Origin of the sequence: Methylobacterium currus (genome assembly GCF_003058325.1) — a bacterium.
In the GTDB taxonomy this organism is placed as follows: domain Bacteria; phylum Pseudomonadota; class Alphaproteobacteria; order Rhizobiales; family Beijerinckiaceae; genus Methylobacterium; species Methylobacterium currus.
In genome coordinates, this window is sequence record NZ_CP028845.1 from 86347 (window position 1) to 108623 (window position 22277).

General features: G+C 66.8%; 21 protein-coding genes and 1 pseudogene. 13 read left to right on the top strand and 9 right to left on the bottom strand.

Translation table 11 applies throughout. The features are described from left to right. Nucleotides 1-189: 189 nt before the first annotated feature. The 3 genes from DA075_RS34965 to DA075_RS34975 form a co-directional block, all read right to left on the bottom strand. On the bottom strand, nt 190-666 hold the full coding sequence (locus DA075_RS34965) for a Ros/MucR family transcriptional regulator (RefSeq protein ID WP_395413968.1): 477 nt from the start codon (nt 664-666) through the stop codon (nt 190-192). Between the two features lie 182 nt (nt 667-848). Beyond that, nucleotides 849-1385: a Ros/MucR family transcriptional regulator gene (locus DA075_RS34970; protein ID WP_099957641.1), complete on the bottom strand. Its 537-nt coding sequence runs from the start codon at nt 1383-1385 to the stop codon at nt 849-851. A 213-nt stretch (nt 1386-1598) separates the two neighbouring features. After that, nucleotides 1599-2699 carry an RHE_PE00001 family protein gene (locus tag DA075_RS34975; protein WP_099957642.1) on the bottom strand — a complete coding sequence of 367 codons (1101 nt, stop codon included), beginning with the start codon at nt 2697-2699 and terminating at the stop codon, nt 1599-1601. Nucleotides 2700-2878: 179 nt separating this feature from the next. On the opposite strand from DA075_RS34975, the gene DA075_RS34980 reads away from it, so the two are divergent. The 4 genes and pseudogenes from DA075_RS34980 to DA075_RS34995 all read left to right on the top strand — a co-directional run. Further along, entirely contained in the window at nt 2879-4048 is a 1170-nt protein-coding gene (locus tag DA075_RS34980; RefSeq protein WP_099957643.1) for a site-specific integrase, read from the top strand. 290 nt (nt 4049-4338) lie between these two features. Then, nucleotides 4339-4554 (top strand): type II toxin-antitoxin system RelE/ParE family toxin, encoded by a 216-nt coding sequence (locus DA075_RS38745; protein WP_236012880.1) that lies wholly within the window; start codon nt 4339-4341, stop codon nt 4552-4554. Continuing rightward, complete coding sequence (locus DA075_RS34990) at nt 4551-4877, top strand: helix-turn-helix domain-containing protein (RefSeq protein WP_099957644.1); 327 nt, start codon at nt 4551-4553, stop codon at nt 4875-4877. Before DA075_RS38745 ends, DA075_RS34990 begins: the two co-directional genes overlap by 4 nt. Nucleotides 4878-5105: 228 nt before the next feature. Beyond that, nucleotides 5106-5363: pseudogene (locus DA075_RS34995) on the top strand (DDE-type integrase/transposase/recombinase); the annotation flags it as partial. 145 nt (nt 5364-5508) lie between these two features. Here DA075_RS34995 and DA075_RS35000 read toward each other — a convergent pair. Further along, entirely contained in the window at nt 5509-6078 is a 570-nt protein-coding gene (locus DA075_RS35000; RefSeq protein WP_009867463.1) for a recombinase family protein, read from the bottom strand. A gap of 146 nt (nt 6079-6224) precedes the next feature. Between DA075_RS35000 and DA075_RS35005 the strand changes: the two genes are divergently transcribed. Next, complete coding sequence (locus DA075_RS35005; protein WP_099955289.1) at nt 6225-9200, top strand: Tn3 family transposase; 2976 nt, start codon at nt 6225-6227, stop codon at nt 9198-9200. Between the two features lie 131 nt (nt 9201-9331). On the opposite strand, the gene DA075_RS35010 is transcribed toward DA075_RS35005, so the two are convergent. Beyond that, nucleotides 9332-9607, bottom strand: coding sequence for a hypothetical protein (locus DA075_RS35010; RefSeq protein WP_048463589.1), 276 nt, complete (start codon nt 9605-9607; stop codon nt 9332-9334). A 117-nt stretch (nt 9608-9724) separates the two neighbouring features. Between DA075_RS35010 and DA075_RS36275 the strand changes: the two genes are divergently transcribed. Together DA075_RS36275 and DA075_RS35015 are read left to right on the top strand one after the other, a co-directional pair. Then, nucleotides 9725-10255 carry a hypothetical protein gene (locus DA075_RS36275; RefSeq protein WP_123834605.1) on the top strand — a complete coding sequence of 177 codons (531 nt, stop codon included), beginning with the start codon at nt 9725-9727 and terminating at the stop codon, nt 10253-10255. Between the two features lie 613 nt (nt 10256-10868). Then, nucleotides 10869-12350 carry a type IV secretory system conjugative DNA transfer family protein gene (locus tag DA075_RS35015; RefSeq protein WP_164712607.1) on the top strand — a complete coding sequence of 494 codons (1482 nt, stop codon included), beginning with the start codon at nt 10869-10871 and terminating at the stop codon, nt 12348-12350. 89 nt (nt 12351-12439) lie between these two features. Here DA075_RS35015 and DA075_RS35020 read toward each other — a convergent pair whose 3' ends face one another. After that, entirely contained in the window at nt 12440-13021 is a 582-nt protein-coding gene (locus tag DA075_RS35020) for a hypothetical protein (RefSeq protein WP_099957646.1), read from the bottom strand. Nucleotides 13022-13027: 6 nt separating this feature from the next. Further along, the gene (locus DA075_RS35025) at nt 13028-13729 is read right to left on the bottom strand and encodes a hypothetical protein (protein ID WP_099957647.1); all 702 of its coding nucleotides are present in this window, start codon (nt 13727-13729) and stop codon (nt 13028-13030) included. Nucleotides 13730-13921: 192 nt separating this feature from the next. Between DA075_RS35025 and istA the strand changes: the two genes are divergently transcribed. From istA to DA075_RS35040, 3 genes are all read left to right on the top strand, one after another. Next, nucleotides 13922-15187 (top strand): IS21-like element ISMex13 family transposase, encoded by a 1266-nt coding sequence (istA, locus tag DA075_RS35030; protein WP_200602002.1) that lies wholly within the window; start codon nt 13922-13924, stop codon nt 15185-15187. Continuing rightward, nucleotides 15184-16050 carry an IS21-like element ISMex13 family helper ATPase IstB gene (gene istB, locus DA075_RS35035; RefSeq protein ID WP_099952836.1) on the top strand — a complete coding sequence of 289 codons (867 nt, stop codon included), beginning with the start codon at nt 15184-15186 and terminating at the stop codon, nt 16048-16050. The genes istA and istB overlap by 4 nt, the downstream gene beginning before the upstream one ends. Nucleotides 16051-16114: 64 nt before the next feature. Then, the gene (locus DA075_RS35040) at nt 16115-17716 is read left to right on the top strand and encodes an ATP-dependent DNA helicase (RefSeq protein WP_244936718.1); all 1602 of its coding nucleotides are present in this window, start codon (nt 16115-16117) and stop codon (nt 17714-17716) included. A 165-nt stretch (nt 17717-17881) separates the two neighbouring features. Here DA075_RS35040 and DA075_RS35045 read toward each other — a convergent pair whose 3' ends face one another. Continuing rightward, entirely contained in the window at nt 17882-18472 is a 591-nt protein-coding gene (locus tag DA075_RS35045; protein ID WP_060851480.1) for a recombinase family protein, read from the bottom strand. Between the two features lie 572 nt (nt 18473-19044). On the opposite strand from DA075_RS35045, the gene DA075_RS35050 reads away from it, so the two are divergent. Both DA075_RS35050 and DA075_RS35055 read left to right on the top strand, forming a co-directional pair. Continuing rightward, nucleotides 19045-19677 (top strand): ParA family protein, encoded by a 633-nt coding sequence (locus DA075_RS35050; RefSeq protein ID WP_099957649.1) that lies wholly within the window; start codon nt 19045-19047, stop codon nt 19675-19677. A 31-nt stretch (nt 19678-19708) separates the two neighbouring features. Continuing rightward, nucleotides 19709-19993 (top strand): hypothetical protein, encoded by a 285-nt coding sequence (locus tag DA075_RS35055; protein WP_099957650.1) that lies wholly within the window; start codon nt 19709-19711, stop codon nt 19991-19993. Nucleotides 19994-20248: 255 nt separating this feature from the next. Here DA075_RS35055 and DA075_RS35060 read toward each other — a convergent pair whose 3' ends face one another. Next, a complete protein-coding gene (locus DA075_RS35060) occupies nt 20249-21010 on the bottom strand; it encodes a hypothetical protein (RefSeq protein WP_099957651.1) in 762 nt (253 codons plus the stop codon). A 659-nt stretch (nt 21011-21669) separates the two neighbouring features. Between DA075_RS35060 and DA075_RS35065 the strand changes: the two genes are divergently transcribed. Next, nucleotides 21670-22269: a recombinase family protein gene (locus tag DA075_RS35065; RefSeq protein WP_099957652.1), complete on the top strand. Its 600-nt coding sequence runs from the start codon at nt 21670-21672 to the stop codon at nt 22267-22269. The last annotated feature ends 8 nt before the right edge of the window (nt 22270-22277 follow it).

Sequence of the window (22277 nt, forward strand, 5' to 3'; positions counted from 1 at the left end):
GAGCCGCGAATGCCGGCGGGTGTCAGCAAACCCTGTCAGGCATTCAAATGTAAGTAAAATGCTCCCAATCTCGGCCATTGCAGCCGCCGTCCCGGTCCATAGAGGACTACCCTACTGGACCGGTCGAGCCCGTCTGCACCCCTGTCGTCTTTGCGTGATGCCGGTCGTCAGGGGGTAGTTGGGAAGGGCTCAGGCTGCCTTGCGGGGCCGGCCCAATCCGCTGTTCTTCGCAAGCTCCGAGCGCTGAGCCGCGTAGGTAGCTGCTACCATCGGATAGTCATGCGGCAGGCCCCACTTGCGGCGGTATTCCTCCGGGGTGAGACCGCGCGTAGAGAGATGCCGCTTCAGTGACCTGTACTGCTTCCCGTCCTCGAGGCTGATCAGGTAGTCCGGGGTGACCGTCTTCTTGATGGGCACCGGCGGGGTCAGCTTCTCGGGCTCCTCGGCAACTGCCTGCCCCAGGTTCGTCAACGAGGTGTGGACCGACGCGATCAGGTCAGGCAGCGCCGCAACCGGAAGGGAGTTTTTGGACACGTAAGCCGACACGATGTCAGCGGCGAGCCCAACGAGAGTAGCCGATGAGCCTTGGTCTTGTTGCGACACGGAAAGCTTTCCCACTGCATGGCTCGGTTCACGAGCGAACAATGGCACCGTATCGAGCATCATACAGGATCGCACAACCCTAAGCAGGCGATACGCCTACCTGATCCAGTGGAGGACGACATCCTCAACGGCGAAATACACACCAACCGCGGCGATCACGAAATCTCCCGCAACGAGGAGCACGCCCGAGAGCGACAGCGTGCGCCGGGCACTCTGTCGTCGCCATGGATTGGTAGGATCCGACGTCACTCGGCTGCGCTGGTTTCGGCCTTCTTCGGCCGGCCGCGGCGTACAGGCTTAGCGTCGGCCGACGCGGTGACCACGGGATCGGGTGTGGCCCGCTTCTCAGCCACCTTCTTGGCTGCCGCCCGATCACGCCGGAGTTGGCCGAGGCCGAGGCTTTTGGCGAGCTCGGAGCGCTGGGCCGCGTAGGCGGCTGCCACCATCGGATAGTCGCGCGGCAGACCGTACTTCTGGCGGTACTCGTCGGGTGTCAGGCCGTTCGAGGTCAGGTGCCGCTTGAGCGACTTGTACGGCTTGCCATCGATGAAGCTGGTGATGGCGTCCGGGGTGACAGACTTGCGGATCTGGGCTGGTGTGATCTTGTGGTCCTCGGCCGGCGCGGCGGCGGGTTGGCCGAGGCCGCTCAGCGAAGCGTGTACCGAGGCGATCAAACCGGCCAGTTCGGCGACCGGGACGTTGTTCTTGCTCACATAGGCCGACACGATATCGGCCACGAGGTCGATGAATTCAGGCTGTTGGGCTTGGGGCTCGTCCGACACGTAAATCCTTTCTGACGCGAGGATCCATCCAGATCCGAACACGGAAAGTCCTATGGAGGACGGCCGGCGTCAGACAAGTCCCTGCCGGCATATGATCCCCGGCAATCTCAAGAATAAACTCCTTCGTCAGTACTTTGTCACACCGGACCGCTGCCATCGACGGCAACTTCAGCGCTGCGAAGCTCATGGATCCGCCGCACCCGTGACATCGACTCATAAGATCCCCCATGCCCGGTATCGCCCCCGCCCGGTGAGCTCGCGCAGGCCGAGTTCGGCCACGAGAGTCTGGGCGGCGCGAGGTGTGACGCCGAGCTCGTCTGCGATGGTCGTGGTGGATACCAGCGGGCGGGCAAGCACGAGGTCGATGAGGCGAGGCAGGCTTGAACTCCCCCGCCTGCCCCGCACCTTCGCCTGCAGGACCTCGCGCGCCAGCATCCATCGGTCGTGATCTCTCATGCCCTGCTCGGCACCCGCGGTGACGGCGCTGAGGACAGCCAGCCAGCGGGTCAGCGGGTCGCGCACGAGCCAGCGGTCGCGGGGCACGCGGCGGAGGGCGTTGGCGAGAGTGGGCAGGTGGTGTCGGGCCTTTTCGCGGGCGCGCAGGAGGTCGGCGGCGAGCAGGGATCCGAACCAGGCGCGGTGCTGGAGCGGCTCGAGGGCGGTCCAGGCATCGTAGGCGATGGTGGCGGCAAGGACCGGCGGCAGGGTGCGGGTATCGGCGACCACTTGGCGCCAGTTGCTGAGGCGGTCGGTCTCACCCCACTCCGGATCGTAGAGCATGGCCGATTTCTCTCTCACCGGACCGGGGTCGGTGAGGAGGCGGCTAGAACGGGCAATCAGGGCGTCGATGTCGGCGAGCTCGGCTGCGAAGGCGTCATCGACGTCCGCAAAATCCCCCTCCCTGTCCGCGGCTTCGAGTGACAGCCCGTCTGGTATCGGGGCCTGGTCGCGGTCCCCCGCTCCATCCGGATCCTCGGATAGGACGGCGAGACCTGTGGGGCTGGTAGCCCATCCGGGCTCGGCGGTGGCGATACGGCGGCGGGTGCGCAGGACGGCGTGGGCGCGGGTGAGCTCCTGCGAGGGGGCGTGCCGATCGCGACCGGCGTCGTGGAGGACGAGGTCCTCGAGGAGGACCAGGTCGCCGTGGAGGGCGAGGCTGGCGCAGGCGTCGGCGAAGTCGGTGCGGGCGCACCAGCCGTCGCGGAGAGGGCTGGTGGCGAGGAGCTGGTCGAGACGAGCGAGGGCGTCTTCAGCGGCGGCCAGCGGCGTGGCGAGGGCGGTCCAGGGGAGCGGTTCTAGCAGGCGGTAAACCATTGTTCTTCTTGTACCAACGCGTCGTCACGGAAGCGACAACGCATTTTGCTTCGCGCACCGGCATCACTGCGTGAGTGCTGCCCTGACCATTGATAATTTGCCCTTATCGGTGGTGATAGACGCGGACGCGGAAATCGGCTTTGATGCGGTTCAGCCCCCCTTTGTCCGCGTCATCCGCCATGCCCAATCCCGCCCCTGCCCTCCTTCCGGACCCGACCCTCGCCCGAGAGCGCGACTTGGATGCGCTGGCAGGCCTCCTGCCCTTCGATGCCCGCGAGCGCCTGGCCGCCCTCCTCACCGACGAGGACGCCGCCACCCTCAAGCACCTCGCCCGCTCCGGCATGGGAGCCAACACCCTGCGGGCGCTGGCCTCCGACCTCGGCTACCTCGAGGCTTGGTGTGTCGCTGCCACGGGCCACCCCCTGCCTTGGCCTGCCACCGAGGCCCTGGCGCTGAAGTTCGTCGCCCATCACCTCTGGGACCCAACCGAGCGCGAGAGCGACTCCCGCCACGGCATGCCCAGCACCGTCGAGGATGACCTGCGGGCCCGTGGCCTGCTGCGGGTCGCCGGCCCGCACGCGGTCTCGACGGTGCGCCGGCGCCTCGCCCACTGGTCGACGCTGCACCGCTTCCGCGGCGTCGAAGGACCCTTCAAGGCTCCCCGCCTGCGCACCGCCCTCTCCCTTGCTGTCCGGGCCAACCGCCGGCCTCGCTCCCGCAAGAGCGCGCGGGCGGTGACCGCCGCGGTGATCGAGAAGCTGCTCGCCACCTGCCTGTACGAACACCGTCTGGTCGATGTGCGCGATCGGGCGCTGTTGCTGGTCGCCTTCGCGTCGGGTGGCCGACGCCGGGCCGAGGTGGCGGGACTACGGGTCGAGGATCTGGTGCGCGAGGCGCCCGTGCCGCGCGATCCGGCCGACCCGGACAGCCCCATGGTCGCGAAGTTCACGATCCGGCTCGGCCGCACCAAGACGACCACGGCCGAGGACGATGCCCGCGTGGTGGTGATCGGGCGAGCGGCAGACGCCCTGCTCGACTGGCTGGCGCTCGCCAGGATCGAGAGCGGGGCGGTGTTCCGGCGCATCGACCGCTGGGGCCGGCTCGGCGCGACGGCGCTCGACCCGCAGAGCGTGAACGCGATCCTGAAGGCACGCTGCGCCCGGGCTGGGCTCGACCCGGCGCTGTTCTCGGCGCACGGCTTGCGGTCGGGGTTCATGACCGAGGCCGGGAAGCAGGGCGTGCCGCTGCCCGAAGCGATGCATCTCTCGCAGCACCGCTCGGTGCAGCAGGCGGCGCGCTACTACAACGAGGCCGAGATCGACAAAGGCAAGGCCGTCCGGCTGATCTGAGAAACCAGGCAAAGCTTGGACAAAAGCTCCCCCTGATCAGAGCATGCCAAAGGCAGCGACCTCTTGCGCGGGAAAGGCCGTGGTCGGTCAAGGCGCACCCCCACGCGTCGTTCAAAGTGCGTGGAAGTTAGTGCAAACCCCTACAATGTCGTAACACAGTGATGTAGTATGGGGCCATGAAAGTTGTCCGGCTGAAGCCCTATGTCCGGGCGATGAGGAGCATGGGGCTTAGCGAGGAGGCTCAGGCTGCGATCGAATTGTCGATCGTCCGAGCCCCTGAAGCGCACCCCATGATCCGTGGTCTACGTGGGGCTCGTAAAGCGCGTTTCCCTCTGCCTGGACGTGGAAAGAGCGGGGGTGGGCGCACCGTCTACTACGTCGCGGTCGCGCCAGGAGTGCTGTTCATGATGACGGCCTACCCGAAGAATGAGCGGGATGACCTCTCACCGGAGCAACGGAAGGCGATCCTCGAAGCGATCGCGAGCATCAAAGGAGTCGAACCATGACGCAGAGCCCTCAGCAGCCTAACGGCTCTTGGGTCGGTGACGATCTGGTCGAGGCGTTTCAGGAGATGGCCGCCTACCTGCGTGGTGAGGTCGAAGCCGAGAGCTATGAGGTGCCCGACGATGTGCTGACGCCTGAGCGGGTGCAAGCGATCAGGCGCAAGGTGGCTCCGTCAACGAAGGAGTTCGAGCGACAATTTCGGATCTCGGCACGGACGATGGAAGCCTACGAGCAAGGGCGTCGTCGACCTGACGCCACGATGCAGACGCTCTTACGCGTCATCGAGCGTGAGCCAGATGCCGTGCGCCGAGCTCTCGCGTCGTAGTGTCCTGATGGATGCTCAACATCAGCTCGACCAGCACTATGGCGATAACCTTGTGATCGAGCCTCAATCAAGATGTACATCATAGATGGAGCCGGCTTGAGACGGATCCAGGCCGTCGAGAGCTAGCTCGGCGACCACGAGCGTGTTGGGGGTTGATCACTGTACGCTGTCTTTCTCAGTCATGACTGAGGGCAGCCGTTCCCAAATCAGATCTGCATGTGTGACCTAGTGCTGCCGCGCCCGCCCACCCACCACGTCACCAAGCACCTGCAGCAGGGGATCGGGAGCGACCACTTCCGAGTGAAGCGGGCGATGCCGCGGGTCGGCGGGTTCCGGTCGTTCAACACGGCCCGGCGCACGATCCGGGGCTTCGAAGCCATGCTGTGGCTGCGCAAGGGCTTCGGGTTTGCGGGTGCCTGGACGGTGCGGGAGCAGAACCAGCTGCTCGCCTGCTGCTTCGGATTTCCCGTCGCGAACAAAGCGTGAAAGCGGGGCGGCAGAGCCCCTTCTGCGGCTTGGACCCGAGTTTGCGACAGGCCCTCGCCCACCGGTCGACCTTGCTTTCGTGAGGACAGCGCGACGGATGTACGCTGAGCAACGCTAAGGCCGAACGGAGCAAGAACGGCCATCTTCAGGTCAGGCGTGCCAGCCCTGCGGCGGCGACTTCCCGGTAGACGGTCGATCGTCCAAGACCAAGTTGGCTGGCGGCCTTCGTTGGCGAAAGGCCGGCTTGGACCAGCTTCAGCGCGGCCTGCACCCTGTCGGCGTCCACAGGCTGGCGGCCAGGAACCTTTCCCCTGGCGCGGGCTGCTGCGATCCCGTCCTTAGTGCGCTCGGCGATGAGCCGACGCTCGAATTGCGCAATGGCCCCGAACACGTGGAAGATGAGTTCCCCGGCGGCCGAGGACGTGTCGAGCTTCTCTTCCAGGCTGAGGAGAGCCACACCGCGGCCCTTCAGTTGCTCGACCACGGAGATGAGTTCCGCGAGAGAGCGGCCGAGCCGGTCGAGTCGCACCACCGCCAGCGTGTCGCCGCGGCGTGCATAGGCCAGGAGTTCGATCAGACCGGGGCGGTCCATCGATTTGCCAGACCGAACGTCGGTGAACACCCGGATGGCGCCAGCCTGCTCCAGCCGTCTGGCTTGGCCGGCAACGTCCTGGTCGCCGGTGCTGACGCGGGCATAACCGAGAACATCTGCCATGGGGACGCCGTCTCTCAACCGGTCGTTCTGTGGACGATCGCGCTATTGCGCTTCTCGGGCCGTCGACTCCGTCCACAGAATGCGTCCCTAGTGGCCTCGCTGTCCATCATCATCGTCGGCGTTCTCTGGACGCTCAGGAGCGGTCCATGGGACGACGCGACCTGCTCAGCGCCGAGGAGCGCCGCCGCATCTTCGGCGTCCCGACCGAGCGCGATGATCTGGCGCGGTTCTACACCTTCGAGGCCGCCGACCTGGATCTGATCGGGACCCGACGTGAGGATCGCAATCGGCTCGGGTTCGGCGTTCAACTGGCCCTGCTACGCCATCCTGGGCTGACGCTCGCCCAGGTCGCGGTGCAGCCGGATGTCGATCTCGCGCCCATGACGGCCTTCGTCGCCGAGCAGCTCCGGATCCCGGCCGAGATCTTCAGGGCCTACGGCGCGCGGGACCAGACCCGGACCGACCACGCTCGTGAGGTCGCGACGGCACTGGGGCTGCGGTCGGCAACCCGCACTGATCTTCCGCTGCTGATCGAGGCCGCCGCCGCTGCCTCCTGGGCCACCGACAAGGGCGGGGTAATCGTGACGGCCATGATCGCTGCCCTGCGTGAGGCGAAGATCATGCTGCCTGCCCCCGCGACGATCGAGCGAGCGGGCGTGACCGGTCGGGCCAAGGCGCGCACGCGGACCTACGCCGCCTTGCTGGCGGGGCTGGGATCCGATCAGATCAGGGCGCTCGACGCCCTGTCGAGCGTGGGGACGAGAACCGGTCTTACCCGGCTGACCGAGCTGCGCACCATCCCGGTCGCGGCAAAGCCCGACCATGTCGGCGACATCCTCGCCCAGTTGCAGGCCGTGCGCGCCCTCGGCATCGACCCTCTCGCGGAGAGTCGTGTGCATCCGGACCGGCTCGCGCGCTTGGCGCGCGAGGGCCGCCTGTCTCCGGCCTACCTGATGGACCGCTATACGACGGCACGCCGGCGAGCGACGATCGTGGCGCTGCTCCTCGACCTCGAGGCTCGGCTGATCGACGCCGCCATCGAGATGGCTGACAAGCTGATCGGGGGCGCCTTCACTCGGGCCAAGAATGCGCAGGCGCGCCAGTATACTTCCACAGCGCGCGACGTCGGGCGGCTCATGCGTATGTTCCGCGGCACCATCGACGCGCTCGTAGCCGCAGCCGGCGCGGGCGAGGATCCGCTGCATGCCGTGGACGAGGCAGTTGGTTGGGCCAAGCTGTTGCGGGCGCGGGGCGAGGTGGCCGAGATCGCGGACGCCGCCGGCGTCGACCCGCTCGTGCGCGCCGCTGATCGCCATGCCACTCTTCGCAAGTTCGCACCGGCGCTGTTGGAAGCGCTCGAGTTCAAGGCCGCTTGTGGGAGCGACAAGACGGTCGCGGCCGTGCACCTCCTGCGCGAGCTGGCCGGTACGCACCGACGTGAGGTCCCGCGCGATGCGCCCATGCCGTTCAAGAAGGAGTGGCACGCCCTGGTGATCCGCGCGGACGGCCGCATCGACCGGCGCCTCTACGAAACTGCCGTGCTGGCCCACCTGCGCAACAAACTCCGCTCGGGCGACGTGTGGGTCGAACGTTCGTCGGCCTACCGGCGCTTCGACAGCTACATGCTGGCCTCGGCCGAGGTGGTTCCGATCACCTCCGAACTGGGTCTCCCCGCGACGGCCGACGCTTGGCTGGAAAGCCGCGCTCGCGAGCTCGACCGCCGACTGAAGCGGTTCGCGGATCGGCTCGGGAAGGGAAAGCTCGATGGCGTCGCAATGCGTGACGGCCGGTTGTCCATCACCCCTGTCCGGGCGATCGCCACGCCTGAGGCGAAACGGCTCGCAGAGCGGCTCGACGCACTGATGCCGCGCGCCCGGATCACCGAGCTCCTCCATGAAGCCGCCCGCGGCACGGGGTTCCTCTCCGCCTTTACCAACCTGCGCACCGGCGATCCGTGTCCAAACGAGAACGCGCTGCTCGCCGCCATCCTGGCTGACGCGACCAACCTCGGCCTCGCGCGCATGGCTGAGGCCAGCCAGGGGGTGACCCGCGACCAGCTCGTCTGGACCGCCGACGCCTACCTCCGGGAGGAGACCTACAAGGCCGCACTCGCGCGCATCATAGACGCCCACCACGCCCTGCCGATCTCCGCCGTTTGGGGCGACGGGACGACCTCCAGCTCCGACGGCCAGTTTTTCCGCTCCGGCAAGCGGGGTGCCGCCGCCGGCGAGATCAACGCCCGCTATGGCGTCGATCCCGGCTTCAGCTTCTACACCCACGTCTCCGACCAGCATGCCCCCTACCACGTGCGGGTGATCTCGGCCGCGACGCACGAGGCGCCCTACGTCCTGGATGGCCTGCTCCACCACGGGTCGAGCCTGCCTCTGGCCGAGCACTACACCGACACGGGCGGCGCGACCGACCACGTGTTCGCACTCTGCGCCATGCTGGGCTTCCGGTTCTGTCCGCGCCTGCGCGACTTCCCCGACCGACGATTGATTCCCATCGCGCCACCGACCGCCTACCCGGCGCTGGCGCCGCTGCTCGGCAAGAAGGTCCGCGCCGATGTCGTCCGGGAGCACTGGGGCGAGATCCTGCGCCTGGTAGCCTCGCTGAAGGCCGGCCACGCCGCGCCCTCAGTCATGTTGAAGAAGCTGGCCGCCTACGAGCGGCAGAACCAGCTCGACCTTGCGCTGCAGGAGGTCGGGAAGGTCGAGCGCACCCTGTTCATGCTGGACTGGCTCGAGAACCCTGTCTTGCGCCAGCGCTGCCAGGCCGGATTGAACAAGAGCGAGCAACGCCACCAACTCACGCAAGCCCTCTACACGTTCCGTCAGGGCCGCCTTGTCGACCGCTCGCATGAAGCGCAGCAATACCGGGCCTCCGGTCTCAACCTCGTGATCGCGTCCATCGTCTGGTGGAACACGACCTACATCGCCGATGGCGTCGATCATCTCCGGGGCGCCGGCGAACAGGTCCGTGACGAGGTTCTGGCCCACACCTCACCCGTGGGCTGGGAGCACATCGCCTTCTCCGGCGACTTCCTCTGGGACCGCGCCGCGGCGCTCCCGCACGGTCGCCGCCCGCTCAATCTCGGCCGAACGACCCGTCGGGTCGCCTGAGCCAGCCCGTTCACGGTTCAGTCCGCCTTAGCGTTGCTCAGCATGCAGAAGTCGCGCTGTCCTCTTCGTGGCGTCGACGGACCCAAGGCAGAGGGCCGGAGCCGCTCGTAGCAGCTCCGGCCCTCGTATAATTAGGCCATGTTCGTGATCACACGGCAGCGCTGGACGATGCGGCCCAGTTCTTCCTGGGTAACCACGACACGGGTCAGCCCCACGGCGTTCAGACTGATGCTGAAGCAGCCCGGGCGGGTCGGCGAGGGGACGATCGCATCATCGATGCGCGCTCCCACCACTCCCATCGCGAGTTCCTCAACGTCGCTCAAGGGCACTTGCAGGCTCATGTCGCCCACCTGGGTCGGCACGATCTGCTCACCATCGAGCTCAACCGCAGTACCGAACTCAACCATTGCGTTAAACCCTTTCGCTACAAACCGTCCGCTCGCGGCGGACACCCAACCAGTACGGGGCCTGCAGGCAAAAAGATCGCGACTCGGTCGGCAGAGTTTTTGGTTAACGAGGCTTATATGGGCATTCTTGATCTCCGTTTCGGGTACTTCGCACGCGGCGGCCCTAATACAGTTATCGACGACATGGGATCAGCTTTTAACAGGAAGAGACAAGATGAAATAAATCACTTTAGCAACTGGTTTTCGCTAAAACGGCGTACATTCAAGCAGTTCATGACTGGTGATACACTTGCAACGACGCAAAAATTTGAAATTAAGTCGGACAACTGTCGACTAAATATACAAAATTTGCTTCAGATATCACAGACATCAGATGCAAGATTTTCGGTAGTCATTGGAAATGTAGATGGCGATCTAAGAAATCAGGACGTTTTGCATACAGAAAATAGCATAGACATACTACAAATAATCCATGATAAAATAGAAAATTTCCAAATACAAATTTTCAGTATCAATGATGAAGTAGCTCCACTTACGCCAAATATATTGAATTCAAAGAATGATAACGAGGTTCCATTCTATCTCATGAATAATGCCGTTCGCTCTAGAGAAAGTATAAATTATTGGATCAAACGAAATATAAAATAATATTAATACCCAAAAAAATACGGAGGCACATCTTCCTACGAGCGGCAGCCTGGCGCATGGTGATGCTTGTAACCAGAGTAGCACGAGATGAGGCGAGCATGTCGAGTATGACCATGGACCTGCGGCCTCCTTTATGCCCGCGCGCTTACGCAGCTCGCAATTCGACGCTATGCGCTCGCGGATGAGGTCACGCTCGAACTGAGCGAGTTCGATATCAAGTGAACACCGGCTCGATCTTGCGTGCCGGCCGCGCTCTTGCGGAGACAACTCTAACGAAGCCTTGTCTCGGCTCTCATCCTGATCAAGGTGGTCAACAGCTACTTCACCAGCTCGCTCAAGGTCGATATACGCCGCATCCGGTATGCTCACGTGTACGGCTTTATGGCATCGCCATGCATCGCCCCGACCTTCCTCTCCGCGCCGGCCTCGTCCTCATTGTCGTGCTCGCCACCTTACTGCTCGGCTACCCGGCCGCCTACCTCGCGAGCCACGGCCTCGACGCGCGGGTCTGGCCGGCTTTGCGAGGAACCCCACCGATTGGTTTACGCTGGAGGGCAGCGGCCTGCGCGCTTGGCTCTCCGGCTTTGTCCGCATGGCCGGCACTTACCTCAACATGGCGCTCGGCCGCGCGCAGGCGCTCCCCGGCGGCGGCCGCGAAGCCTCGCTTCTCGTCTGGGGAGCCGCGGTCGCGCTCGGCACCATCATCCTGATGGGCGGGCGCCTCGTGCCGCTGCGCCACCGCCTGCGCCGCTTCGGCGACGCTCAGTTCGCCTCCCCGCGCGCGCTCGCCCGCATGCGCAAGGGCATTGAGCTCGGTCTGGATCCGGATACCGGGCGAGCGGTGCGCATACAGGTTGAGGGCAACCTGCTCACCGTCGCGCCGCCGCGCACGGGCAAGACCAGCGGCTTGATCCTGCCCAACCTCGCCTTTCCCGAACCGGATGCCTGGGCCGGCCCCGCCGTGGTGATCGACCCCAAGGGCGACGTCGTGCGCGCCGTACGCCGACGGCGCGAGAGCATGGGTCAGACGGTCTACGTGCTCGATCCACTCAATCTCGCCGGCGGCACGGACCGCTGGGATCCACTGCTCGGCCTCGATCCCGAGGACGTGCTGGAACTGCAGAGCATGGCCCGTGCCCTCCTGCCGGAGACCGGCCAGACCAGCGAGGCCGGTGCCTTCTTCCGCGACCGGGCCGGTGTGCTCATCGTGGCAGCACTCCAATGCGTGATCCGGGCCGGACAGGGCGCGCCCGAAGCCGCTGCCCTGGTGCGCGATCCCGAGGCGCTGCGCGCGGCGCTGGAGGGCTACGACGACGCGGTTGCCTGCGACGCGCGCGGCATCCTCGACTCCGACGACGAGAAGAGCCGCGCCAGCATCCTCACGACCGCGGCGCAAGGCTTCAGCTGGATGCTGGATCCGCGCATGCAGAGGATCGTGACCGGTCACAGCTTCCGCCTCGACGCGCTCTGTGCGGGCGACGCCGACCTCTACATCGTGCTGCCGGCCGACGACCGCCGCAAGGAGATGGCGGCTTACGTGCGCTGGCTGCTCGCCGCCCTGTTCAGCACCGTGCGGCGCCGGCCTGTCGCTGAGCGCCTTCTGGTCATCATCGACGAGGCCTACGTGCTCGGGCGCTTCGACGCTGTCCTGCGCGGGACTGGCGAGCTGCCGGGCTACGGCGTGTCGTTGTGGACCTTCTGGCAGTCGGAGGCGCAGATCGTCGACACCTATGGTGAGGCGGGTGCGGCCATCCTGCGCGATACGGCCGAGGCACTGATGCTGTTCAACCTCTCGGGCGCGCAGGGTGCCGAGCGCGAGCGCTGGTCGAACGCGCTCGGCACCTTCACGGGCGTGCACGAGACGATCTCGCGTGATCCAACCACCGGCCGGGAGACGAAGAGCGTGGCGCCCGGACCTGAAGCGCTGGTGCCAGCCTCCGAGCTCGCTCGCCTGACCCAGCGCCACAGCCTGGTCTTCCTCAACAGCGCGGCCTACACCACCGACCCGCTCAAGCTGCGCAAGACCTTCGCGCACCGTGACGCGCGCTTTGCCGGCCTGCTCGATCCGGTGGCGCCGGTGCGGGCGACCGCCTGAAGGCGGTCCCCGGGACCGTTCGGCAGTCCTCGCGCGAGGGCCTCGGCCTCCCGGGCGGCTCGGGCGAGGATGGACCAGGGCTGGTCGGTCTATCGGGCGAATTCGAGCCCGTTGCGCCAGACCTTGCCGTGCCCGTAGCCCTGACCCGGATACCAGACCCGCATCTGCGCCACGTCGGTGCCGAGCTGCTCGACCGCGACCCAGCTCCGGGCCGGCACGGTGTAGTCCTGCACGCGGCCGTCCGGCCCGATCACGTTGCTGGCCAGCGCCTGCGTCGCGATCGCCACGCGCGGTGTGTTGGACCAGGCCGTGGAGAGGCAGACGCCGCCGAGGGCGACGAGGCCGAGCACGGCCGGGTGCAGGAGCTGGCGCAGGAGCGCTGCCCTAAGGCGCCGGCCGAGCGCCTGCAGCCGACCGCCCGGCCGCCAGCGGCGGTGTGGCCTGACGAGGCTCGCCTGGAGCGAGCGGCGCAGGCTGATCCGGTCCGGGCCGACGAGAGCCGGGTCGTCGAGGTGGGTCAGACGCTCGCGCGGCGCCAGCCGCAGGAGCTCGGCCAACCGGGCGCGGCTCGCCTGCTGCACCCGCTGCGTGGCTGCTCGCTCGGCCTCCTGCGCTGCTTGCAGGCGCGCCTCGACCGTAGAGGGCTGGGTCCGAGAAGGCGGACGTGCCATGCGCCCTCAGCCCTCCAACCAGCGCGCGGCCGGACCGGCGGCCTGCATGGCCTTGGACCGGAAGCCGGTGAGGTCCTCGATGATGCGTCCCGCCTCGGCAAAGCCGTAGCGCCCGGTCAGGCTGTCCTCGGCCGCGGTGAGATCCTCGCCGATGAAGCGCAAGCCGCCCTTCTGCAGGAGCTCGTTGGCGCGCTCATCCAGGCTGAGCTTCTCCAGTCGGGTCAGGGTGACATCCTTGGCAAACGCCTTCAGAGCCTTCGGATCGACCGCACCCTCGATCTGGTTCTCGACCGCAAAGCGCGCCGCCGTGAAGGGGCGGGCGAGATCGAGCAGGACGGGAGCGTTGGCGAGCGCACCGGGTTCGCTGGTGAGCACGACGAGGAGGGCGAACTCGACGCCGCGGCGAGCGTAGCGCGCCTGCGCCTCGCCGATCAGCGGGAGGAGCGAGCCGGCCGTGTTGGCGCCGACATCGACGATGACCGGCCCTTGTGCGCCTGCGATGGCGTTGAGCGGCCCGTCGAACTCGGCACGCGCGGCCGCGCCACCCGTGCGGTTGATCTCACCGCGCTCGGCCCGCACGGGGAAGAAGCTGACGCGGTCCTCCAGCTCGATCAGGCGGCGGTTGGCCTCGATCTCGATCAGGTGAGCGGAGGGCAGGCACTCGGCGAGTGCGCGCTGCGCGCGGCTGACCGGCCTGCGGCGGAGCATGTGATCCCGGTACCCATTGTGGAAGCGGTGCTCTCCTGCTGTCAGCGGGCGTTGAATACTCCCTGATTGTGGGCATCGAAAATTCCCTGGTCGGTGCCCTGGCCCGTAGGGTCGCGACGCCCCGCGCCCTCTCGGGCTTTTCCATCCTCAGCCACCATGCCTGCCGATACCGATCGGCTGGGAGCGACGAGGATGGTTCTGCTGGGAGAACTCGTCATGATCTTGGACCTGCACCGACAGGGCCTGTCCGTCTCCGCCATCGCCCGCCGGACCGGCCGCGATCCGAAGACGATCCGCAAGTACATCGAGCGCGGCCTCGAGCCGCCGGCCTACGGCCCGCGTCAGCCCGGCCGCCCGAGCAAGCTCGCGCCCTATCTCGATTATCTGCGCGAGCGGATCACCGCCTTCCCCGACCTGAGTGCCGTGCGCCTGACCCGCGAGTTGCGCGAGCGCGGCTACACCGGTGCCTACACCGCGGTGAAGCGGTTCGCCGCCGCGATCCGGCCGCCCGAGGCCAAGCCCTACGAGGTCCGCTTCGAGACCCCGGCCGGCCAGCAGGCGCAGGTCGACTTCGCCCGCTTCCTCGTCACCTTCACGGATGCGCCGGACACGACCTGCATCGTCTGGCTGTTCTCGCTGGTGCTCGGCCATTCCCGGCACATCGAGGCGCGCTTCGTCCTGCATCAGGACCTGCAAACGCTGCTGCGCTGTCACATGCAGGCCTTCACCGCGATCGGCGGCGTGCCGATCGAGATCCTCTACGATCGCATGAAGACGGCGGTCACCGGCGAGGATGCGGACGGCCACATCGTCTACAACCGATCCCTGCTGGCACTCGCCCAGCACTACGGATTCCTGCCGCGCGCCTGCCGCCCGTACCGGGCCAAGACCAAGGGGAAGGTCGAGCGACCGTTCTCCTACATCCGCCAGGACTTCTTCCTCGCACGTTCCTTCCGCGACCTCGACGACCTCAACCGCCAGCTTCGGAGCTGGCTCGATACCGTCGCCAACGTCCGCTTGCACGGCACCACGCAGCGGATCGTCTCGGAAGCCTTCGCCGCCGAGCGGCCCGAGTTGCAGCCCTTGCCGGCTCTGCCCTTCGACGCTCTGCTCACGCTGGAGCGGCGCGTCAGCCACGATGGCCTCGTCTCGATCGGTGGCAACTATTACAGCGTACCGGATCGGACCCGGCGCGTCGTCGAGGTGCATCAGTTGCCCGACACGATCCGCATCCTCGATGGTGGCCGGCTCGTCGCGAGCCATCCGATCCTGGAGGGACGACGGCAGTACCGCATCGACCCCGACCATCGGCAAGGCACGGCCGCTCGGGCCATGCGCCACGGCCATCCCGACAGTCTGCCGATCGGCCGCCATGGCGATCACGTCGCCCGGCGCTCGCTGGCTGTCTACCAGGCAGTCGGCGAACGGCTCGCCGGCGGGATCGGAGGCCAGCGATGAGCCGCACCGCATCCTGTGCCATCACGACCCTCGACAGCATCAAGCGCAGCTTGGTCGGCCTGCGCATGCCGCGCGCCCTGGAGGTGCTCGACGCGACGGTCCGGCGCATCGAGCAGGGCGAGATCGACGGCTTGGCCGCCCTCGACGTGATCCTGACCGAGGAACTGACGCTGCGCGAGAACCGCCGCGTGAAGACCGCCCTGCTGGTCGCGCGCCTGACCACGATCAAGACGCTGTCCGGGTTCGACTTTGCCTTCCAGCCCTCGCTCGACCGCGAGCGCGTCCTGGCGCTGGCGGAACTGACCTTCATCGACCGGGCCGAGGTCGTCCATCTGCTCGGACCACCCGGCACCGGCAAGAGCCATCTGGCGATCGCGCTCGCCGTCGAGGCGGTCAAGGCCGGGCGCAGCGTCGTGTTCTCGACGCTGGCCGACCTCGTGACCTCGCTGGCCAAGGCCGAGCGCGACGGCTCCCTGCGCGAGCGCATCCGCTATCTCTGCCGGGCCTCGCTGCTGGTCGTGGACGAGATCGGCTACCTCCCCGTCGTCCCCGGTGGCGGCAACCTGTTCTTCCAACTCGTCAACGCGCGCTACGAGCGCGGGGCGATGATCCTGACTTCGAACCGCGGCTTCGCCGAGTGGGGCGAGGTGTTCGGTGATCCGGTCGTGGCGACAGCCCTGCTCGACCGACTCCTCCACCATGCCGTGGTGATCCAGATCGAGGGGGCGAGCTACCGCCTGCGCCAGCACGCCGACCTCGTCCCCGAGCACGTCCGCTCCAAGGCCCTGATCGTTCCGCCGCCCGCACCCAGGCGTCGCGGTCGTCCACCCGGAAAGGCTGCCTCCGATCACACGGCCGGCTGATCACCGATCCGCACCGAACCCGCCGGCCAGGGAATTTTGAAAGCCCACAATTGCGGAGACTTCGGTGCCCGTTGACACCTGCGCGCCCCAATTGGCCGAGGAGCAGAAGCTGGCCCTGCGCCACGTGAGCGGTGCAGCAGCGGTCAGCGTGCTGGAGGCGGGCGCCGGCACGGGCAAGACCACCACGGCGAAGGCACTGACCGAGATCGCACGACGCTGTGAACTTCAGGTGATCGGCCTTGCTCCGAGTTGGGTCGCGGCAGACGAACTGCGCAGCTCGACCGGCATCCCGGCGCAGGCCATTGCCAAATGGCGCCACGACCACGCGCAGGGGGCGGGCACGAGCCTCGGTCCCGACAGCCTGGTGCTGGTGGACGAGGCCGGGATGGTGGGTACGAAGGACCTTGCCGCCATCCTATCGGCGGCGGAGGCCGGCGGAGCCCGCGTGGTGTTGGTGGGTGATCGGCGCCAGCTCGCCTCGGTGGCGGGCGCGAGTGCTCTGCGGGCGGTGACCGACGTGCTAGGCCGCCACGCCACGCTCTCGCAGGTGCGGCGCCAGGTGGTGCCCTGGCAGCGGGCGGCCTCGGTGCTGATGGCGCGCGGCGAGGTGGAGGCAGGCTTGCGCGCCTATGCGAGCCGCGGCTGCATCGAGCTCGTCCCCGGCAGCGCGGCCGTACAGGAGCGGGCGCTGGCGCTCTGGTCCGAGACGCGGGCGCGGCACGGCTCGGATGCGGTGCTGATGGTGACGCGGCGCAACCGCGACGCGGCCGCGCTGAACCGCGGTGCACGCGCGCTGCTGCGCACGGAAGGCGTGCTGACCGGCCCTGACGTCGAGGTCACGGCTCGCGACCGCGAGAACAAGGCGCAGGCGCTGAGCTTGGCGGTCGGCGAGCGCGTCCGCTTCGGCGAGAGCTTGAGCCAGCCCGGCATCCGCAATGGAACGCGCGCGGTCGTGGAGGCGATCGGGCCGGACGAGGCCGGGGAGCTGCGCCTGCGGGTTCGGCTGGAGGACGGCCGGCAGGTCGAGGACGACTATGCCGGCTTCGTGCCGCTGCAGAGGGGCCGGAGCAAGGCGCGGCTCCTGCCGCGGATCAGCCCGGGCTATGCTGGGACCGTCTACGCAGCGCAGGGCCGCACCTGCGAGGCGACGATCTACTGCGGGTTCACGGCGGGCGATGCGCGCGAGCTCTATGTGGGGCTGACACGCCACCGGCATGAGGCACGTCTGGTGATTGAGCGGGAGCGGCTGGAAGCAGCGGTGCGGGTGCGACAGGCCGATCCGCACTTCGCCCCGAGCACGGCGGAACTGCACGAGCGCCTGTTCGTGGAGGCACGCCGCTACAGCGAGAAGGTGAACGTGGTCGATCATGTCGAGGACAGAGCCGCATTCGTGAGCAGCGGCGCGATCGCGCCAGCCCGTTCCGAGCTGCGCCTCGATCTGCAGGCCAGCTTCGGAGCCGCACGTGCCCTGCGCCAAGTCTTGTGGGAGATCGGCACAATCCCTCAGCTCGCACTGCGGCAGTTGGCTAGGAACGTTCGGCAGGCCGAACGCCAGATCGCGCTGCGTGTGCTGCGGCTGATCGAGGACGTTCGCAGCAGCCTTCCCCAAGCTGTTCAGCGCGAGCGATCAGAGCGCTCGCGCTCAAGAGCGGATTACGATCGCTGAAGATCCACTCAGGATAGATGTTGGGGCTCGTTCCTGATCCAGCCCGAGATCTCACTTCGGTGTCGATCACAGCACAGGCCCACTTGGCCGAAGAGTTGGCCGCTGGACCAACCCGCCGCGGTCGACACAAGAAGGCCGACATAGCCAGCTAAAGCGGCTCTTCCTTCATAAGGGCACGTCCAAAGGGCGACGGTCGTCTTGTGAAACAACTTTTCCTGGGCTGAGCAAGCGATAGACGCTGGCTCGGCCAATCCCCAGCTGTCGTGCGATTGCCGAAGGACCCATCCCCTCCCCTGCAAGACGGCGCACCTCGTCGGCAGCGATCCGAGTCCTGCCACCCTTGTAGACGCCGGCGGCCTTGGCTTTGGCGATTCCCTCCATCTGGCGCTCTCGCCGCAGGTTGGTCTCGAACTCGGCGAACACACCGAGCATATCGAGGAACGCTTTGCCGGCGGCGGTGCTGGTGTCGATCGGCTGCTCGGTGGCGACGAGCGAGGCTCCCTTGGCCTTGAGCTCGCGAACGATGTCTTGGAGGTCGCCGAGGGAGCGGGCGAGGCGATCGATGCGGGTGACCACGAGGGTATCGCCCTTGCCGATGAAGTCGAGGACGGTGCGTAGCTCGGCGCGACCGGCGACGGTAGATCCGGTGATCTTCTCGGATCGGATGACGCCGCATCCTGCAGCGGAGAGGGCGGCGAGCTGAAGGGAGAGGTCCTGATCCGTGGTGCTGACGCGTGCGTAGCCGATTTTGCCCATCGTTTCGTCTCACCAGGATCTAGAGCTTCACTCATAGCTGTCTCACGTCCTGATTTACAACTCTGTTGAGACGGCCACGGCTGTCTCACACGTGAGTCTCGTTAGGGTGTACCAAAGGGACAGACGGCCTCCTTCCGCCGGCGGCGGCTCGCCCTGGCGATGGGGCCGGATGCAGGGTGAGGCGTGGTCGAGCTGGGACCGCCCTCCCCTCCCCCGCAGGCGCTTGGCGTCGTTGACCGCGGCTTAACTCAGCGCGCAAGGCTTGCTTGACCTCTAGAGGTCAATATATCTAGAGATATAGAGGACAACGGTGCGCCAGCCGGCGCCGTTGCGTGAGGCAGCCAATGGCCTGCTGTTGCTCGTTACCTCTAGAGGACAATACCTCTACCTCTCTTGAGGACAACTAAAATGACTATCGTTTTCGTCGCCGCCGCGTGGTGCGCGATCGTGCTCGTCAACGCGACTCTAGTGTTCGTCACCATCGCGCTCACCGTCAGCGCCTAGACCTCTAGAGGTATTGATTTGTTGAGGCATTGAGGCGCAGAACCCCAGAGGGGTTGAGGAGGACACCCGTGCAGATCATTTCCGTCATGTCTCAGAAGGGAGGGGCGGGCAAATCCACCCTCACCCGCCAGCTTTCGACCGCCGCCGCCGAGGACGGCCCCGCCTTCATCATTGATCGCGATGTGCAGGCGACCGCCTCGAAATGGTGGGACCGCCGCCAAACCCTGACTCCGGCGCCCGAGCGGCCCGAGCTGTTCGAGCTCGCGACGGGTTCGCTCGCCGCCGAGATCGCCGAGGCTCGCGCGGCGGACGGCGTGCTGTTCGTCGACACCGCGCCCGCTGTCACCGAACGGGAGGCGGAGGCCGCCCGCGTCGCCGACCTGGTGATCGTCCCCGTGCGCCCGAGCGGCGACGACCTCGAGGCGGTGGGTGACACGCTCGCCATGCTGCGCCGCCTTGAGCGACGGGCCGTCATCGTCGTCAACTGCGCCAAGACGGTCGGCCGCGCCACCGAGGCGCGTGCGGCCCTGTCTGTCTACCCGGTGCCGGTCTGCCCGACGCACCTGGCCGACCGGACCGTATATCAGGACGCCCACACCGAGGGGCGGTCCGTTCTCGAGATGCGTGGCGCTGCCGCGCGCCAAGCGGCCGACGAGCTGCGCGCCGTGTGGCACTGGATCAGAGGCCAAATCAATGAGTGAGACACCTCCTCCCGCGCGTCCGAAGCGCACCATGGCGGCGCTGCTCAAGCCGCTCGATCCGCCGCCGCCCGCGCCCGCACCGGCGCCCGCCGTGCCCAGCGCGACGGCGCCAGCGCTCGACGCCGACACCGCGAAGCTGCGCCAAATCAACCTGTTCGTGACGGCCGAGGATCACGAACGGCTGCGCCGCTACAGCTTTGACGCCAAGCTCAGCTTGCAGAAGATCATTCACGAAGCCGTATCCGAGTATCTGCAACGGAAGGGGCATGCGGCCTTGCAGCCGGCGACGGCGCAGAGGCCGAGCGGGCGCAGGTGACGGCGGGCGGCCCCTCTCTTATTGAACTCAAGAGGCCTAGAGGCCCAGAGGTGTTGAGGAATAGAGGCCTAGGCCTCAATCGGTTTCGGGCGCGGGATCCTTCGTGCCCACGCCCGACCCGTTGCTCTTGAGGTCGAGAGGCATTGAGGTCTTGAGGCGCAAACCTTAAGAGGCCAATACGCGAATCCCTCACCGCGCGCCGGATCCTCCCCAGGGTCCGGCGCTCGCGATTCCAGGACTGGCGATCGTTTCAAGCTAGAATCGCGGACGCGCCGCCGCTCGACCGGCCGCTCCGGATCCCGAATCCCCCCTCCGAAAACCCGTCGCGACGCTTCCGCGCGCCGCCCCCTTCGATTCTAGAGAGAAAGAAGAATCTTCGATTTCCGTGGCACCAAACTGTCTGCACCCTGTCGGTCGCCGCTTCGCGAGCCAGGCAGCCCACTCTCGCGACAGGACGCGCACGAGGTTCGTCTGATGCTTCTGCCCCTTACGGGGCCGCTCGGTGATCGTCACGAGCCCGTCGCCCTCGGCGAGGCGAAGCGTCGTCTGCGCGAGGCGGTGACACACGCCGGCCCGCGCTGCGATCTCGGCGATCGACAGGGCGCACACGCCGCGGGCCGCCATCTCGTCGCCCACGACCCCGAGCACGGCCGCCTGGCCGTTAGTGTAGCGGGCGGAGAGGTGGTCGGGCAGGCACCGGGCCCGGGAGATCAGGCGCACGCGCGCCCGGCTCTTGGCCCTGTCGGGGGAGGTCTGGCGGCGCTGACGCGCGAAGCGGTGCACGCGCTCGGCCGTGGGCGCGATCGCAGCCCCTAAGGATAGGCCGGCCGGCATAGGGGAGGGGGCCGGCGTCGCCCGGCCGGCGGTGCGCCGGGCCTCGATCGCGTCGTCGAGCTCGCCGGCATCTTGGTCGCTGATCAGTCCGGTGCCGTTGAGGTCGTAGAGCTGCGCGCGCAAGCCCGGGAGCGCCTGCGGCAGCGCTCGGGCGATCGCGTCTTTCATCTCGGCATAGGTCATCGGTCGGCCCTTCGGTAAAGGGCCGCGGCAGATCGTTCCCGGACGCGTGGCAGGCGCCCAGGCTCCAGACAAAGCGGCCCCGTGTCCGAAAGCGGCGCTTTCAGATTGACTCGGGCGGCGATTTCCGGGACGATGAGCTTGTGAGAGACTTCATCGGCCCTTCGGGGCTCTAGACCCTCGGACGCCCTGGCAGGCTTTCGGGGGTCTCGCTTTTTCAGGGTCTCACTGCGGCGGCAGGATCTCCGGGTTGATGCGACTCGGGCTCAAGCCACGGGTCGCGGAAGCCTACAGACAGGCACGGATTAACCCTGGCCGTCAAATCTGAGCGTCTAGGAGCAGTCCTGTTTCTGGGTACGGTGTGAAATCGCCGTGTGGGCTTCCCACGTCCACGTCAGCGCCGGTTTCATGATCCGCTGGCTTCACGCCAAGCGCGCCACCCATTCTCCTGCATAGCTCTCCGTGTCGTTGTACCCAGCACGTCGGCCAGCGCCGCGGCGGACGGGAGCCGATCCCACTTCAGGTACTGGATCACGCGCGGCGTGGCGGGCAGCACGTTCCAGAGAGGGGGACGGGCAACGTCGAAAGTCCGGCTGTGGAGCGTCGCGAAAGCCGTTGAAAAATCGCTGTCGCGGAAAGGAGGCGACTGGTAGGTTTTCGATATGCTGCTGGGCTACGCGAGAGTGTCGATAGACGATCAAACGGCTCTCCTTCAGCTGGAGGCGCTGGAGGCGGCGGGCTGCGAGCGCACCTTCTCGGAGCCTGCGTCCGGCGCGGCCGCGGGGCGGCCAGTTCTGGCCGAGCTACTGAACCACTCGCGGCGTGGTGACACACTCGTAGTGTGGCGACTTGACCGGCTCGGACGTTCTCTGCCGCACTTGATCGAAACTGTGCAGAAGCTGGAGAGGAGGGGAGTCGGGCTGCAGAGCCTTACCGAAGGCATCGATACGACGGCGCCGAATGGGCGTTTGGTCTTCCACCTATTTGGAGCGCTCGCGCAGTTCGAGCGCGAGGTAATCCACGAGCGAGCCATGGTGGGTCTAGCGGCTGCGCGGGCCAGAGGACGCAAGGGTGGACGCCCACCGAAGCTCAGCGCAGAGAAGCTGCAGGTAGCTCAGCGGCTTTTAAAAGACCCTAAATTGACGGTGTCCGAGGTCGCAAGAACCTTGGGTGTTCACCGCTCAACGTTGCACAAAGCGCTGAATGGAGCAGTGGCGAAGCAGGTTGATGGAGTGGGACGTGGATTTGTTCGGGCCGGATGAAGCTGCGC

Excerpts from the sequence above, each read along its gene's own strand:
- DA075_RS34965 (WP_395413968.1), bottom strand. The coding sequence starts at position 666 with ATGATGCTCGATACGGTGCCATTGTTCGCTCGTGAACCGAGCCATGCA.
- DA075_RS34975 (WP_099957642.1), bottom strand. The coding sequence starts at position 2,699 with ATGGTTTACCGCCTGCTAGAACCGCTCCCCTGGACCGCCCTCGCCACG.
- DA075_RS34980 (WP_099957643.1), top strand. The coding sequence starts at position 2,879 with ATGCCCAATCCCGCCCCTGCCCTCCTTCCGGACCCGACCCTCGCCCGA.
- DA075_RS38745 (WP_236012880.1), top strand. The coding sequence starts at position 4,339 with ATGATCCGTGGTCTACGTGGGGCTCGTAAAGCGCGTTTCCCTCTGCCT.
- DA075_RS34990 (WP_099957644.1), top strand. The coding sequence starts at position 4,551 with ATGACGCAGAGCCCTCAGCAGCCTAACGGCTCTTGGGTCGGTGACGAT.
- DA075_RS35000 (WP_009867463.1), bottom strand. The coding sequence starts at position 6,078 with ATGGCAGATGTTCTCGGTTATGCCCGCGTCAGCACCGGCGACCAGGAC.
- DA075_RS35005 (WP_099955289.1), top strand. The coding sequence starts at position 6,225 with ATGGGACGACGCGACCTGCTCAGCGCCGAGGAGCGCCGCCGCATCTTC.
- DA075_RS35010 (WP_048463589.1), bottom strand. The coding sequence starts at position 9,607 with ATGGTTGAGTTCGGTACTGCGGTTGAGCTCGATGGTGAGCAGATCGTG.
- DA075_RS36275 (WP_123834605.1), top strand. The coding sequence starts at position 9,725 with ATGGGCATTCTTGATCTCCGTTTCGGGTACTTCGCACGCGGCGGCCCT.
- DA075_RS35015 (WP_164712607.1), top strand. The coding sequence starts at position 10,869 with ATGGCGCTCGGCCGCGCGCAGGCGCTCCCCGGCGGCGGCCGCGAAGCC.
- DA075_RS35020 (WP_099957646.1), bottom strand. The coding sequence starts at position 13,021 with ATGGCACGTCCGCCTTCTCGGACCCAGCCCTCTACGGTCGAGGCGCGC.
- DA075_RS35025 (WP_099957647.1), bottom strand. The coding sequence starts at position 13,729 with ATGCTCCGCCGCAGGCCGGTCAGCCGCGCGCAGCGCGCACTCGCCGAG.
- istA (WP_200602002.1), top strand. The coding sequence starts at position 13,922 with ATGGTTCTGCTGGGAGAACTCGTCATGATCTTGGACCTGCACCGACAG.
- istB (WP_099952836.1), top strand. The coding sequence starts at position 15,184 with ATGAGCCGCACCGCATCCTGTGCCATCACGACCCTCGACAGCATCAAG.
- DA075_RS35045 (WP_060851480.1), bottom strand. The coding sequence starts at position 18,472 with ATGGGCAAAATCGGCTACGCACGCGTCAGCACCACGGATCAGGACCTC.
- DA075_RS35055 (WP_099957650.1), top strand. The coding sequence starts at position 19,709 with ATGGCGGCGCTGCTCAAGCCGCTCGATCCGCCGCCGCCCGCGCCCGCA.
- DA075_RS35060 (WP_099957651.1), bottom strand. The coding sequence starts at position 21,010 with ATGACCTATGCCGAGATGAAAGACGCGATCGCCCGAGCGCTGCCGCAG.
- DA075_RS35065 (WP_099957652.1), top strand. The coding sequence starts at position 21,670 with ATGCTGCTGGGCTACGCGAGAGTGTCGATAGACGATCAAACGGCTCTC.